Source organism: Serratia ureilytica (assembly GCF_017309605.1).
In the GTDB taxonomy this organism is placed as follows: domain Bacteria; phylum Pseudomonadota; class Gammaproteobacteria; order Enterobacterales; family Enterobacteriaceae; genus Serratia; species Serratia ureilytica.
Genome location: NZ_CP071320.1, coordinates 1983634 through 1996839, shown reverse-complemented (window position 1 = coordinate 1996839; position 13206 = coordinate 1983634). Strand labels below are relative to the sequence as shown.

Annotated in this window: 16 protein-coding genes; 14 read left to right on the top strand and 2 right to left on the bottom strand. The window is 62.3% G+C overall.

Annotated elements, in window-relative coordinates:
• Positions 1 to 74: 74 nt before the first annotated feature.
• Positions 75 to 389 (bottom strand): flagellar hook-basal body complex protein FliE, encoded by a 315-nt coding sequence (gene fliE, locus J0X03_RS09250; RefSeq protein ID WP_033643509.1) that lies wholly within the window; start codon positions 387 to 389, stop codon positions 75 to 77.
• A 315-nt stretch (positions 390 to 704) separates the two neighbouring features.
• Here fliE and fliF point away from each other — a divergent pair, with 315 nt between their 5' ends.
• The 14 genes from fliF (at position 705) to sra (ending at position 11936) form a co-directional block, all read left to right on the top strand.
• A complete protein-coding gene (gene fliF, locus J0X03_RS09245; RefSeq protein ID WP_033650870.1) occupies positions 705 to 2399 on the top strand; it encodes a flagellar basal-body MS-ring/collar protein FliF in 1695 nt (564 codons plus the stop codon).
• The gene (gene fliG / locus J0X03_RS09240) at positions 2396 to 3388 is read left to right on the top strand and encodes a flagellar motor switch protein FliG (RefSeq protein ID WP_004934775.1); all 993 of its coding nucleotides are present in this window, start codon (positions 2396 to 2398) and stop codon (positions 3386 to 3388) included. The genes fliF and fliG overlap by 4 nt, the downstream gene beginning before the upstream one ends.
• Positions 3381 to 4085: a flagellar assembly protein FliH gene (gene fliH / locus J0X03_RS09235; protein WP_033643511.1), complete on the top strand. Its 705-nt coding sequence runs from the start codon at positions 3381 to 3383 to the stop codon at positions 4083 to 4085. The genes fliG and fliH overlap by 8 nt, the downstream gene beginning before the upstream one ends.
• On the top strand, positions 4085 to 5446 hold the full coding sequence (fliI, locus tag J0X03_RS09230; RefSeq protein ID WP_004934781.1) for a flagellar protein export ATPase FliI: 1362 nt from the start codon (positions 4085 to 4087) through the stop codon (positions 5444 to 5446). The genes fliH and fliI overlap by 1 nt, the downstream gene beginning before the upstream one ends.
• 20 nt (positions 5447 to 5466) lie before the next feature.
• Entirely contained in the window at positions 5467 to 5913 is a 447-nt protein-coding gene (fliJ, locus tag J0X03_RS09225) for a flagellar export protein FliJ (RefSeq protein ID WP_033643513.1), read from the top strand.
• The gene (locus J0X03_RS09220) at positions 5910 to 7139 is read left to right on the top strand and encodes a flagellar hook-length control protein FliK (RefSeq protein WP_060660584.1); all 1230 of its coding nucleotides are present in this window, start codon (positions 5910 to 5912) and stop codon (positions 7137 to 7139) included. The genes fliJ and J0X03_RS09220 overlap by 4 nt, the downstream gene beginning before the upstream one ends.
• 165 nt (positions 7140 to 7304) lie before the next feature.
• Positions 7305 to 7790, top strand: coding sequence for a flagellar basal body-associated protein FliL (gene fliL, locus J0X03_RS09215; protein ID WP_033643515.1), 486 nt, complete (start codon positions 7305 to 7307; stop codon positions 7788 to 7790).
• A gap of 5 nt (positions 7791 to 7795) precedes the next feature.
• On the top strand, positions 7796 to 8800 hold the full coding sequence (fliM, locus tag J0X03_RS09210; protein WP_004934798.1) for a flagellar motor switch protein FliM: 1005 nt from the start codon (positions 7796 to 7798) through the stop codon (positions 8798 to 8800).
• The gene (gene fliN, locus J0X03_RS09205) at positions 8793 to 9209 is read left to right on the top strand and encodes a flagellar motor switch protein FliN (protein ID WP_004934799.1); all 417 of its coding nucleotides are present in this window, start codon (positions 8793 to 8795) and stop codon (positions 9207 to 9209) included. Before fliM ends, fliN begins: the two co-directional genes overlap by 8 nt.
• Positions 9209 to 9613 (top strand): flagellar biosynthetic protein FliO, encoded by a 405-nt coding sequence (gene fliO, locus J0X03_RS09200; protein WP_033650868.1) that lies wholly within the window; start codon positions 9209 to 9211, stop codon positions 9611 to 9613. The genes fliN and fliO overlap by 1 nt, the downstream gene beginning before the upstream one ends.
• The gene (gene fliP / locus J0X03_RS09195) at positions 9610 to 10371 is read left to right on the top strand and encodes a flagellar type III secretion system pore protein FliP (RefSeq protein WP_033632755.1); all 762 of its coding nucleotides are present in this window, start codon (positions 9610 to 9612) and stop codon (positions 10369 to 10371) included. The genes fliO and fliP overlap by 4 nt, the downstream gene beginning before the upstream one ends.
• A gap of 21 nt (positions 10372 to 10392) precedes the next feature.
• Positions 10393 to 10662, top strand: coding sequence for a flagellar biosynthesis protein FliQ (gene fliQ / locus J0X03_RS09190; RefSeq protein WP_004934803.1), 270 nt, complete (start codon positions 10393 to 10395; stop codon positions 10660 to 10662).
• Positions 10663 to 10664: 2 nt separating this feature from the next.
• Complete coding sequence (fliR, locus tag J0X03_RS09185) at positions 10665 to 11447, top strand: flagellar biosynthetic protein FliR (RefSeq protein WP_033632754.1); 783 nt, start codon at positions 10665 to 10667, stop codon at positions 11445 to 11447.
• Positions 11448 to 11801: 354 nt separating this feature from the next.
• Positions 11802 to 11936 carry a stationary-phase-induced ribosome-associated protein gene (gene sra, locus J0X03_RS09180; RefSeq protein WP_004934807.1) on the top strand — a complete coding sequence of 45 codons (135 nt, stop codon included), beginning with the start codon at positions 11802 to 11804 and terminating at the stop codon, positions 11934 to 11936.
• 272 nt (positions 11937 to 12208) lie between these two features.
• On the opposite strand, the gene flgL is transcribed toward sra, so the two are convergent.
• A complete protein-coding gene (flgL, locus tag J0X03_RS09175; protein WP_033643518.1) occupies positions 12209 to 13168 on the bottom strand; it encodes a flagellar hook-associated protein FlgL in 960 nt (319 codons plus the stop codon).
• Positions 13169 to 13206 lie beyond the last annotated feature (38 nt).

Genomic DNA, 13206 nt, shown 5'->3' with positions numbered 1-13206 from the left:
TATCCCTCCTATAACCATCGCCATAGGGTAACAGCGCCGAGCCAAATTTCACTGAAAAATGGACGGTACGTTCATCACACCGGCATATTCATGATGTCCTGGTAGGCCGCCACCAGCTTGTTGCGCACCTGGACGCCCAGTTGCAAAGACACCGACGATTTCTGCAGATCGACCATCACATCGTTCAGGCTGATGCCCGGCACGCCCAGCTCAAAGTCCTGCGCCTGTTTGCGCGCCGTCTGCTGGGTGTCGCTGATCTTGCCGAGCGCCGCGGTCAGTTCGCTGGCGAAGCTGACGCCCTGCGGCGCCGCATTTTGCCCCATCTTGCCGGCCTGAACCGCCATGGTCTGCATCTGCTGCAGTACCCCTTCAATGCCCTGAATCGCCATCTGGTCCTCAATCCTCTCGTCTCGCCGGGTGACGTTTTCACCCTGTACTTCTCCAATGATGCACACCCTAGCACAGCGTTTTCGGACCTAAAGCGGTTAATTAACTGCAAAAAACCCGGCTTATCGGGCAATCGGAATTGTCTGATAAGGCGAATAATGGCCTGCCCAGAAATGGGAGCGCCGCTATTTAGAAGATATGTGTATCAGGGAGTCTGTTTTGTCACACAACGCTAACCATACCGTTCATCAGCCTGGCAGGGAGCTGCTCAGCGGCCCGTACGGGATCGTGAGCGCCATTGAAGGACGAGACCTAAAATGAGTGCTTCGATAACCGCCGGCGAAAGCCGCGACAACGGCCTGCAGGCCATCTGGAACCGTCTGCGCGCCAACCCGAAAATTCCGTTGCTGGTCGCCGCTTCCGCCGCGATCGCGATCGTCGTCGCACTGCTGTTGTGGGTGAAAAGCCCCGACTACCGCGTGCTGTACAGCAATCTGAACGACCGCGACGGTGGCGCCATCGTCACCCAGCTGACGCAGATGAATATCCCTTATCGCTTCGCCGAGAATGGCGCAGCGCTGCTGATCCCGGCGGAAAAGGTGCATGAAACCCGTTTGCGCCTCGCGCAGCAGGGGCTGCCGAAAGGCGGCGCCGTCGGCTTCGAACTGCTGGATCAGGAAAAATTCGGCATCAGCCAGTTCAGCGAGCAGATTAACTATCAGCGCGCCCTCGAGGGCGAGCTGTCGCGCACTATCGAGTCGTTGGGGCCGGTGCAAAACGCCCGCGTTCACCTGGCGCTGCCTAAACCTTCGCTGTTCGTGCGCGAACAAAAATCCCCTTCCGCCTCGGTAACGCTGACCCTGCAACCCGGCCGTGCGCTGGACGACGGCCAGATCAACGCCATCGTTTATATGGTGTCGAGCAGCGTCGCCGGTCTGCCGCCGGGCAACGTGACCGTGGTCGATCAGGCCGGCCGCCTGCTGACCCAGTCCGACGGGACCGGGCGCGATCTCAACGCTTCGCAGCTGAAATACGCCAACGAAGTCGAAAACGGCTTCCAGCGCCGCATCGAAGCGATCCTCGCCCCGGTGGTCGGCAGCGCCAACGTGCGTGCGCAGGTCACGGCGCAGATCGACTTCGCCACGCGCGAACAAACCGATGAACAGTACCAACCTAACCAGCAGCCGGATAAAGCCGCCATCCGCTCACAGCAAACCAGCCTGAGCGAGCAGATAGGCGGGCCGCAGGTCGGCGGCGTGCCGGGCGCGCTGTCCAACCAACCGAGCGCTCCGCCTACGGCGCCGATTGAAACCGCCAAGCCGGCGGCGGGTAATAACGCCAACGCCACCGCGCAAAACGCCGCGACCACCCGCAGCGCGGCGGCCAGCGGCGTGCCGCAAAATACCCGTCGCGACGCGACCACCAACTACGAGCTCGATCGCACCATCCGCCACACCCAGCAAAAAGCCGGCACCGTGCAGCGTCTGTCGGTCGCCGTGGTGGTCAACTACCTCGGCGCGGATAAAGACGGCAAACCGCAACCGATGAGCAAAGAACAGCTGGCGCAGATCGAAGCGCTGGTGCGTGAAGCGATGGGCTACTCCAGCAGCCGTGGCGATACCCTGAACGTGGTCAACACGCCGTTTACCGACGCTCAGGTGACCGGTGGCGAACTGCCGTTCTGGCAGAGCCAGTCGTTTATCGATCGCCTGATCGACGCGGGCCGCTATCTGCTGGTGCTGCTGGTTGCCTGGCTGCTGTGGCGCAAACTGGTGCGGCCGCAGCTGCAACAGCGCCAGGCGGCGCAACAGGCCGCCATCGCCGCCGCCAACGCGCCTGCCGCCAAAGCGGTCGACAGCAGCAAACCGAGCAACGAGGAGCTGGCGCAGCGTCGTAAATCGCAGCAGCGCGTCAGCGCAGAAGTCCAGAGCCAGCGGATCCGCGATCTGGCTGACAAAGACCCGCGCGTGGTCGCTCTGGTAATCCGCCAATGGATGAGTAACGAGATATGAGCCTGACCGGAACCGACAAAAGCGCCATCTTGCTGATGACGCTGGGTGAAGATCGCGCGGCGGAGGTGTTCAAGCACCTCTCCTCGCGCGAAGTACAGCTGCTGAGCGGCACCATGGCCGGCATGAGCCAGGTGTCGCACAAACAGCTCGGCGAAATACTGACCGAGTTTGAAGACGACGCCGAGCAATACGCGGCGCTGAGCGTCAACGCCAGCGACTATCTGCGTTCGGTGCTGGTCAAGGCGCTGGGCGAAGAGCGCGCCGCCAGCCTGTTGGAAGACATTCTCGAATCGCGCGAGACCACCACCGGCATGGAAACGCTCAACTTTATGGAGCCGCAGAGCGCCGCCGACCTGATCCGCGACGAACACCCGCAGATCATCGCCACCATTCTGGTGCACCTCAAACGCGGCCAGGCGGCGGATATTCTGGCCCTGTTCGACGAACGCCTGCGCAACGACGTGATGCTGCGTATCGCCACTTTCGGCGGCGTGCAGCCGGCGGCGTTGGCGGAGCTGACCGAGGTGCTGAACAACCTGCTCGACGGTCAGAACCTCAAACGCAGCAAAATGGGCGGGGTGCGCACCGCCGCCGAGATCATCAACCTGATGAAAACCCAGCAGGAAGAAGCGGTCATCGACGCGATGCGCGAATACGACGGCGAGCTGGCGCAGAAGATCATCGACGAGATGTTCCTGTTCGAAAACCTGGTGGAAGTCGACGATCGCAGCATCCAGCGCCTGCTGCAAGAAGTGGAAGGCGAGTCGCTGCTGATCGCGCTGAAAGGCGCCGAACAGCCGCTGCGCGAGAAGTTCCTCAAGAACATGTCGCAACGCGCCGCCGACATCCTGCGCGACGATCTGGCCAACCGTGGCCCGGTGCGCATGTCGCAGGTGGAGAACGAGCAGAAAGCCATCCTGTTGGTGGTGAGACGCCTGGCGGAAACCGGCGAAATGATCATCGGCGGCGGCGAGGACACCTATGTCTGATCGCATTAACACCCTGCCCTGGCAGCCCTGGTCGCTCAACGATTTGGGCGAACAGAAACCGGCGTTCGAACTGCCGCCGCTGCCGGATCTCGAACACAGCGATCCGTCGCCGGACGCGCAGGCCGAATTGCAACAGCAGTTGGCGACGCTGCGGCTGCAGGCTGAGCAACAGGGCCAGCAATTGGGCTATGCCGACGGCCAGCAAAAAGGCTATGAGGCCGGTTTTCAGTCCGGTCTGGAAGAAGGCCGTCAGCAAGGGCTGCTGGAAGCGCAGCAGCAGCAACAGCCGCTGACCGCCCACTGGCAGCAGTTGGTCACCGAATTCCAGCACACGTTGGACGCGCTCGACAGCGTGATCGCTTCCCGGCTGATGCAGCTGGCGTTGACCGCCGCCAAACAGGTGCTGGGCCAGCCGCCGGTGTGCGACGGCACCGCCCTGCTCGCGCAGATCCAACAGCTGATCCAGCAGGAGCCGATGTTCAACGGCAAACCGCAGCTGCGGGTCCACCCGGACGACTACCCCCGCGTCGAGCAGCAACTGGGGGTTACCCTCAGCCTGCACGGCTGGCGCCTGCTGGCGGACGGCGAACTGCACCCGGGCGGCTGCAAGGTCAGCGCCGAAGAAGGCGATCTCGACGCCAGTCTGGCGACGCGCTGGCATGAACTGTGTCGCCTGGCGGCACCGGGAGAAGTCTGATGACCGCGCGTCTCGGCCGCTGGCTGAGCTCTCTGGATACGTTGGAAAAACGTATCGCCCGCGCGCCGACGGTGCGCCGCTACGGCCGCCTGACCCGCGCCACCGGGCTGGTGCTGGAGGCCACCGGGCTGCAGCTGCCGCTCGGGGCGACCTGCCTCATCGAACGGCACGACGCCGGTGAAGTGCAGGAAGTGGAAAGCGAAGTGGTCGGCTTCAACGGCCAGCGGCTGTTCCTGATGCCGCTGGAAGAAGTGGAAGGCATCGTGCCGGGCGCGCGGGTTTACGCCCGCATCGCGCCGGAAGGCCAAAGCGCCGGCAAGCAGTTGCCGCTCGGCCCGGCGCTGCTGGGGCGCGTGCTGGACGGCAGCGCCAAACCGCTCGACGGTCTGCCGTCGCCGGAAACCGGTTACCGCGCGCCGCTGATCACCGCGCCGTTCAACCCATTGCAGCGCACGCCGATCGAGCAGGTGCTGGACGTGGGAGTGCGCACCATCAACGGTCTGCTGACCGTCGGTCGCGGCCAGCGCATGGGCCTGTTCGCCGGCTCCGGCGTCGGCAAGAGCGTGCTGCTCGGCATGATGGCCCGTTACACCCAGGCGGATGTGATCGTCGTTGGCCTGATCGGCGAGCGTGGCCGCGAGGTCAAAGACTTTATCGAGAACATTCTCGGCGCCGAAGGCCGGGCGCGCTCGGTGGTGATCGCCGCGCCGGCGGACGTATCGCCGCTGCTGCGCATGCAGGGGGCGGCCTACGCCACCCGCATCGCCGAGGATTTCCGCGATCGCGGGCAGCACGTGTTGCTGATCATGGATTCCCTCACCCGCTACGCCATGGCGCAGCGTGAGATAGCCCTGGCTATCGGCGAACCGCCGGCGACCAAAGGTTATCCGCCTTCGGTCTTCGCCAAGCTGCCTGCGCTGGTGGAACGCGCAGGCAACGGCATCAGCGGCGGCGGTTCCATCACCGCCTTCTACACCGTGTTGACCGAGGGGGACGATCAGCAAGACCCGATCGCCGACTCGGCGCGCGCCATCCTCGATGGCCACGTGGTGCTGTCCCGACGCCTGGCGGAGGCCGGCCACTACCCGGCTATCGACATCGAAGCGTCAATCAGCCGCGCCATGACGTCGCTGATCGACGAGGAGCATTATCGCCGGGTTCGCACCTTCAAACAGATGCTGGCCAGCTATCAGCGCAACCGCGATCTGATCAGCGTCGGCGCCTACGCGGCCGGCAGCGATCCGTTGCTGGACAAAGCGATGACGCTGTACCCGCAGATGGAGGCGTACCTGCAACAGGGCATCTTTGAACGCAGCGGCTATGATGAAGCCTGTCAACAGCTGCAGCAGTTGATTGTTTAACGTCACAGAGGCGCAGAGCGATGAAATCACAGTCACCCCTGATTACCCTGCGCGATCTGGCGCAGGACGCGGTGGAACAAGCCGCGCAACAGCTGGGCCAGGTTCGGCAGGCGCAGCAGGCGGCGGAGCAACAGCTGTCGATGCTGCTCAACTATCAGGACGAATACCGCCAGAAGCTGAATCATACGCTCTGCGACGGCATGGACAGCTCACGCTGGCAAAACTACCAGCAGTTTATCGGCACGCTGGAACAGGCCATCGACCAGCACCGCCAGCAGCTGCTGCAGTGGGGGCAGAAAGTGGATCATGCGGTGAAGCAATGGCAAGACAAACAACAGCGGTTGAACGCTTTCGAGACCCTGCATACCCGCGCCTTAAATGCGGAGCAGCAGCAGGAGAATAAACGGGATCAAAAACTGATGGATGAGTTCGCTCAACGCAGTGCACAAAGGAATATCAACCCATGAATCTGAACGCCCTGCCCGGCCTGGCCTTACCCGGCGATGCCGGCGGCCTGGCTGAACTGACGTCGGCGCTGGATGAGAGTCAACTGTCGACGGCATTCGCCCAGCTGCTCGGCGCGCGTTTCGCGCCCGCCGCCGATGGCAAACAGCCGCCGGTCGCGCTGAGCGCGGACGATGAACGCGCCCCGGCCCTGAGCCGCAACCAGCTCAATCAACTGCTGGCCGCCTTCGGCGAGCGCGGCGGCCTGCTGGAGAACCCGGCAATCTCAGCCGATGCGCTTTCATCTGAACGCCCCGAGACCGATGCGCCCCTCGCCGGCGATAAACAGGCGCAGCCGCCGATCGCCGCGGCCAAAGAGCTGGATGCCGCGACGCTGCAGGCGCTGTACGCCATGCTGCCGGCCGCGATCGTCGCCCAGACTCAACCGGCCGACGGCCAGCGGCCGCTGCCGGTGGAAAACGCTGACGATGCGACCGCGCTGCAGCCTGGCAACGGCCTGCTGAACATCGCGGCGGCCGGTGATAACACCGCCGCGCGCTCGTCGGCGTCAGCCGCCACGACGGTGACAAACGCTAAAAACCCTGCCCCGGACGGCGATAGCGCCACGGCGGCGCTCCCGCAGCCGACCAGCGGCGAGCGCGCCAGTGCCGCTCAACCGCTGCCGGCGAGCGATACGCAGCAGCCGACGACGCTCAATCACGCCGTCGCCCTGGCCGCCGCCAGCCCCACGCAAACGGCCGCCCCGGCCGGCGCGCTGGTGACGGCGCCGCCTACGCCGCAGTTAAACGCGCAGCTGGGCAGCCCGGAATGGCAGCAGGCGTTGAACCAACAGGTGCTGATGTTCCACCGCAACGGCCAGCAAAGCGCCGAGCTGCGCCTGCACCCGCAGGAGCTGGGCGCCTTGCAGATCACGTTGAAACTGGACGATCAGCAGGCGCAATTGCACATTGCCTCCGCCCACGGTCAGGTGCGCGCTGCGGTGGAAGCGGCGATGCCGCAGCTGCGTCACGCGCTGGCCGAGAGCGGCATCAACCTGGGGCAGAGCAGCGTGGGCGGCGAGTCCACCCCGCAATGGCAACAGGCGCAGCAGCAGGCTTCCAATGGCCAGGGGCGTTCCAGCTATGCTGAACACGCTGGCGGCGAGGCTGCGGCCGCCGAGGGCGTCAGCGCGCCGGTGGCGTTGCAGCGCATGGCCAGCGCGGTCAACGGCGTCGATATTTTCGCCTGAGCCGCTGCAAACGCCCAAGCTGGCACCCATTTGCGCGTCTATTCAGGCTATTGCACGCCGCGATAGACGCGATAATACCTTTACATGTCATGCGTGCGGCTTTGCCGCGCGCTATGCCCGCCGCCACGCAGGCCGCGGGTGGAACAACAGGAATTAGATTTGGCTATGTCTCAGAACTCCCTTCCGGCAGCACCGAAACGCCCCCTTCTGGTCATCCTGCTGGTATTGATCAGCGTCGTCGCCTGTGGCGCCGCGGGCTACAGCTGGTGGCTGCTGCAACAACATAAAAACGGCGCCGAACCGGCCGCCGTCAAACAGCAACCGCCGGCCGCGCCGGTGTTCATGCCGCTCGACACCTTTACCGTCAACCTGGTGACGCCGGACAACAACCCGGATCGCGTGCTGTATATCGGCCTCACGCTGCGCCTGCCGGACGAAAGTACCCGCCGTCAGCTGAACGATTTTCTGCCGGAGGTGCGCAGCCGCTTGCTGATGCTGCTTTCCCGTCAGGAAGCGAGTCAGTTGGCCAATGAACAAGGGAAGCAACAGCTGGTGGCGCAGATTAAGGACGTGCTCAGCCCGCCGCTGGTTAAGGGACAACCGAAGCAGGTGGTCAGCGACGTGCTGTTCACCGCCTTCATACTGCGGTAATCACTATGGGCGATAGCATTCTTTCACAGGCAGAGATCGACGCCTTGCTCAACGGCGACAGCGCGGGTGATGAACCCGAAGCGGTGGTCGGCAAAGAGAGCGAGGTCAAGCCTTACGATCCGAACACCCAGCGCCGCGTGGTGCGCGAGCGTCTGCACGCGCTGGAAATCATCAACGAACGTTTTGCCCGGCAGTTCCGCATGGGGTTGTTCAACCTGCTGCGCCGCAGCCCGGACATTACCGTCGGCCCGATCAAAATTCAGCCGTATCACGAGTTCGCCCGCAACCTGCCGGTGCCGACCAACCTGAACCTGGTGCACCTGAATCCGCTGCGCGGCACTGCCCTGTTCGTGTTCGCGCCGAGCCTGGTGTTCATCGCCGTCGATAACCTGTTCGGCGGCGACGGCCGCTTCCCGACCAAGGTCGAAGGCCGCGAGTTCACCCCGACCGAACAGCGGGTGATCAAGCGCATGCTGCGCCTGGCGCTGGACGCCTACGGCGACGCCTGGAGCGCCATCTACAAGATCGACGTGGAGTACGTGCGCGCCGAAATGCAGGTGAAGTTCACCAACATCACCACCTCGCCGAACGACATCGTGGTCACCACGCCGTTCCAGGTGGAGATCGGCGCGCTGACCGGCGAGTTCAACATCTGCATTCCATTCGCGATGATCGAACCGCTGCGCGAACTGTTGACCAACCCGCCGCTGGAAAATTCGCGGCAGGAAGACAGCCACTGGCGCGAAACGCTGGTGAAGCAGGTGCAGCACTCCGAACTGGAGCTGATCGCCAACTTCGTCGATATCCCGATGCGGCTGTCGAAAGTCCTGAAGCTGCAACCGGGCGATGTATTACCGATAGACAAGCCGGAACGCCTGATCGCCCATGTGGACGGCGTACCGGTTCTGACCAGCCAATACGGCACGTTAAACGGGCAATACGCCCTGCGTGTTGAACATTTGATTAACCCTATTTTGAATGCTCTGAGTGAGGAACAGCCCAATGAGTGATCCTAAGCAACCGTCTGGCGAAGGAAAGGAATCCGTAGACGATCTGTGGGCTGATGCGTTTAATGAGCAGCAGTCTTCAGAGAAATCCGGCGCGAGCACCGAAGGGGTGTTCAAGTCGCTGGAAGCTCAGGATGCGCTCGGCAGCCTGCAGGATATCGACCTGATCCTGGATATTCCGGTCAAGCTGACCGTGGAACTGGGGCGCACCAAGATGACCATCAAAGAGCTGCTGCGCCTGTCGCAAGGCTCGGTGGTGGCGCTGGACGGCCTGGCCGGCGAACCGCTGGATATCCTGATCAACGGTTACCTGATCGCGCAGGGTGAAGTGGTGGTGGTGGCCGACAAGTTCGGCGTGCGCATCACCGACATCATCACCCCATCCGAACGCATGCGTCGACTGAGCCGCTGATGACCGCCGCGGCGCCCGTTACTGTCCAAAGCACCCAACCGCCCGCCGCGCCGGCCCTGCCGGCCGGTTCGGTGTTGATGCAGGTCAGCAGCGCGCTCGGCGGCATTCTGCTGCTGATCCTGCTGGCCGGTTGGCTGTTCCGTCGGCTGGGTTTCGCCCCGCAGGCGCGCAACAACAAACTGCTTAACCTGCGCGCCAGTTGCCAGGTCGGGCAGCGCGAGCGCGTGGTGGTGGTGGAAGTCGACGACACCTTGTTGGTATTGGGCGTCACCGCCCAGCAGATCACCCCGCTGCACACCCTGCCCGCTCCGCCGAAAGACGCAGGCGAGGCCGACGCGGCGACACCGGCGGACTTCCGCCAACTGATGCAAAAAGTTCTGAAACGCCCGGAAAAATCGGCATGACCTCGACTCTTCATACCCTCGTCCGCCGCCCGGCGGTTTGGCTCCCTGCCGCCCTGCTGTTCATCAGCCCGGCGGCTTTCGCGCAACTGCCGGGGCTGATCAGCCAGCCGCTGGCCAACGGCGGCCAGAGCTGGTCGCTGCCGGTGCAGACGCTGGTGCTGTTGACCTCGCTGACCTTCCTGCCGGCCATGCTGCTGATGATGACCAGCTTCACCCGCATCATCATCGTGCTCGGCCTGCTGCGCAACGCGCTGGGCACGCCGTCGGCGCCGCCGAACCAGGTGATGCTGGGGCTGGCGCTGTTCCTGACCTTCTTCATCATGTCGCCGGTGTTCGACAAGGTTTATCAGGATGCCTATCTGCCGTTCAGCCAGGACAAAATCGGGCTGGAAGTCGCGCTGGATAAAGGCGCGCAGCCGCTGCGCGAATTCATGCTGCGGCAAACGCGCGAAACCGATCTCGCGCTGTACGCCAGGCTGGCCAATCAGCCGCCGCTGGCCGGCCCGGAAGCGGTGCCGATGCGCATCCTGCTGCCCGCCTACGTCACCAGCGAACTGAAAACCGCCTTCCAGATCGGCTTTACGGTGTTCATTCCGTTCCTGATCATCGACCTGGTGGTCGCCAGCGTGCTGATGGCGCTGGGGATGATGATGGTGCCGCCCGCCACCATCTCGCTGCCGTTCAAGCTGATGCTGTTCGTGCTGGTCGATGGCTGGCAGCTGCTGCTCGGCTCGCTGGCGCAGAGCTTCTATTCGTAACCCCTGACCGGAGAAAGCGAGATGACACCTGAATCGGTTATGGCGCTCGGCACCGAGGCGATGAAAGTCGCGCTGGCGCTGGCCGCCCCGCTGCTGCTGGCGGCGCTGATCAGCGGCCTGGTCGTCAGCCTGCTGCAGGCCGCCACCCAGATCAACGAAATGACGCTGTCGTTCATCCCTAAAATTCTGGCGGTGGTGGCCACCATCATCATCGCCGGTCCCTGGATGTTGAATCTGTTGCTGGACTACATGCGCACCCTGTTCAGCAACCTGCCTACCCTGATCGGCTGACCGTGCTCACCTTCGACAGCGCCCAGCTCACCGTCTGGCTCAGCCACTACTTTTGGCCGCTGCTGCGCATTCTGGCGCTGATAAGCACCGCGCCGATATTCAGCGAAAAGCAAATCAGCAAAAAGGTCAAAATCGGCCTTGGCGGGCTGATCGTCATCCTGATTGCGCCGACGCTGCCCGCCAGCAATATTCCCATCTTCTCCGCCGCCGGCCTGTGGCTGGCGATTCAGCAGATTCTGATCGGCGTGGCGCTGGGGTTGACCATGCAGTTCGCCTTCGCGGCGGTGCGCCTGGCGGGGGAAGTGATCGGCATGCAGATGGGACTGTCGTTCGCCACTTTCTTCGATCCCAGCGGCGGCCCGAACATGCCGGTGCTGGCGCGCCTGCTCAACCTGCTGGCGATGTTGCTGTTCCTCAGCTTTGACGGCCATCTGTGGCTGATTTCGCTGCTGGCGGACAGCTTCCATACCCTGCCGATCCAAACGCAGCCGCTGAACGGCAACGGCTTCCTGGTGTTGACTCAGGTCGGCTCGCTGATCTTCATCAACGGCATGATGCTGGCATTGCCGCTGATCTGCCTGCTGTTGACGCTCAACATGGCGCTCGGCCTACTCAACCGCATGACGCCACAGCTGTCGGTCTTCGTGATCGGTTTCCCGGTCACCATGACCTTCGGCATCATGACGCTGGGTATGATGATGCCGATGTTGGCGCCGTTCTGTGAGCACCTGTTCGGTGAAATCTTCGATCGACTGGCGGCGGTGATCGGCGGCATGACCTTCTGAGCCCCTGCGGCTCCTTCCTTTCCCCCTCTTCCGCCTGAGACAAAATGGCAATAAAAACGCTTTCTTGGGACAAAAGCCTGAGAAACGTCTTTTATCCGGATTAAGGTTCAAATGTCTCCGGCGGCTTGAATAAATAAAACCCCAACCTAAAATAGACCCGGTAGAAAAATATCGCCCGCACCCCATCAGTCACCCGCAGCGATAATATAAACTTATTGGTTAGAGAAGAATAAAATAACGCAGCCACGCAGAGTTAAATGCGCGGCAGATAACTTACACCCTGAATAAATGCGTCCGGCAGCCTGCCGGTTGCAGGGCGCAGCATCGACCTTTGCTAACTACAGGAGCGAGATCATGATTAAAGCGAAAAGCAACCGCAAAGCACGCCGATTATTCGGCATGGCCCACTGGAAAAGCAACAAATTTAAAGTTGCCATCAGCGAAACGGCCGCCGGTGAAAAATGGAAAGTGGTGAAGAAAAAGAAATAGCACCGATATTTATCGTCAGGGAAATAATATCCATCGTGATTTTTCCACCGCTGATTTCAATAATGTCATCGCGCATTAAACAGGGGTGACAATCGTATTATTTCTTCCCTGATGAAAAAAAGGCGCGTCACTCAGTCAGTAGTGGGAGAACGAGCGACGCGCCAAACGAGTGCGCCCGGTTTCAAGAAGCCTCCCTCCCCGCGGGGCGGAGAAGGCGTTTTCTAAGCGCACTAAAGGGAAACCCGTCGCGGTCAGGCAACGGGGTATTGCTCTTAACGATTCATCTGGAACAACGACATGCCCTGCATATCGCTGAAGGTTTTGTACGACGCCTGCAGCGCCGCCTGCTGCATGAAGTAGGACGAGATAGACTCGGCCAGGTCGGCATCCGTCAGCGCGCTCATCTGGATCTGATTGGTCATGTCACGCTCTTTACCGATGCTGTCCAACTGATCCATCTCCTGCAGCTGGCTGCCCAGCTCGGCGCGCACGCTCAGCACGTTGTTGTAGGAGTTGTCCAGACCGCGGTTGGCTTTCGCCAGCGCATCGTTCACCTGCTGCTTGGTGGCCTCGTCGGCGCCCTGCAGCGGGGTTTTCAGCGCGTTCAGCGCAATATCAATGCTCTCGAATACGTTGCTGACCGGCGCGCTGCCGTCCGGCTCGGGCTTCGGATTGCTGGTCAACGACATGAACACCGCGTTGCCGGTATGGCCGATGGTCATGGTGCGGTTGGCGTCCACTTTCTGCTCAACCGTCTTGTCGCCGCCCTGGTAACTGACGGTGCCGCCGTTGTCGACGAACGGCGCCTTGTCGTTCACATACCCGCCGAACATATAGCGGCCGTTGCCGTCGGTGCTGTTGGCCTGGTTCAGCAGCTGATCTTTCAACCCCTGCAGCTGGGTGGCCAGCGACTGGCGATCGTTATCGCTTTCGGTGCCGCCGGCGTTGACGATCAACGCCTTCATGTCCGCGATGGTGGAGGTCGCGCCGGCCAATACCGTTTCTTCCATCGACACGTTCTGACGGGCGAAGGTGCGCGCCAGCGTGTATTGACTGTTTTCCGCCTGCGACTGCGACAGCATCACCGCGCGCGACGCCGCCAACGGATCGTCGGACGGGTTGATCACTCGCTTGCCGGAGGAAAGCTGCTCGGCGGCCTTCATGAACAGCGACTGGTTGCCCGTGATGCCGTTCATGTTTTGTTGGTACATCATGCCGGTACTCATGCGCATGCTGTGGGTTCCTTACTCTGAGCGACCGGCGCCGTTAT

Bases quoted from the DNA above. Each gene is read 5' to 3' on its own strand.
- fliG (WP_004934775.1), top strand. From the start codon at position 2,396: ATGAGCCTGACCGGAACCGACAAAAGCGCCATCTTGCTGATGACGCTG.
- fliQ (WP_004934803.1), top strand. From the start codon at position 10,393: ATGACACCTGAATCGGTTATGGCGCTCGGCACCGAGGCGATGAAAGTC.
- fliO (WP_033650868.1), top strand. From the start codon at position 9,209: ATGACCGCCGCGGCGCCCGTTACTGTCCAAAGCACCCAACCGCCCGCC.
- fliE (WP_033643509.1), bottom strand. From the start codon at position 389: ATGGCGATTCAGGGCATTGAAGGGGTACTGCAGCAGATGCAGACCATG.
- fliN (WP_004934799.1), top strand. From the start codon at position 8,793: ATGAGTGATCCTAAGCAACCGTCTGGCGAAGGAAAGGAATCCGTAGAC.
- fliP (WP_033632755.1), top strand. From the start codon at position 9,610: ATGACCTCGACTCTTCATACCCTCGTCCGCCGCCCGGCGGTTTGGCTC.
- fliL (WP_033643515.1), top strand. From the start codon at position 7,305: ATGTCTCAGAACTCCCTTCCGGCAGCACCGAAACGCCCCCTTCTGGTC.
- fliF (WP_033650870.1), top strand. From the start codon at position 705: ATGAGTGCTTCGATAACCGCCGGCGAAAGCCGCGACAACGGCCTGCAG.
- fliI (WP_004934781.1), top strand. From the start codon at position 4,085: ATGACCGCGCGTCTCGGCCGCTGGCTGAGCTCTCTGGATACGTTGGAA.
- fliJ (WP_033643513.1), top strand. From the start codon at position 5,467: ATGAAATCACAGTCACCCCTGATTACCCTGCGCGATCTGGCGCAGGAC.
- flgL (WP_033643518.1), bottom strand. From the start codon at position 13,168: ATGCGCATGAGTACCGGCATGATGTACCAACAAAACATGAACGGCATC.
- fliM (WP_004934798.1), top strand. From the start codon at position 7,796: ATGGGCGATAGCATTCTTTCACAGGCAGAGATCGACGCCTTGCTCAAC.
- fliH (WP_033643511.1), top strand. From the start codon at position 3,381: ATGTCTGATCGCATTAACACCCTGCCCTGGCAGCCCTGGTCGCTCAAC.
- J0X03_RS09220 (WP_060660584.1), top strand. From the start codon at position 5,910: ATGAATCTGAACGCCCTGCCCGGCCTGGCCTTACCCGGCGATGCCGGC.
- sra (WP_004934807.1), top strand. From the start codon at position 11,802: ATGATTAAAGCGAAAAGCAACCGCAAAGCACGCCGATTATTCGGCATG.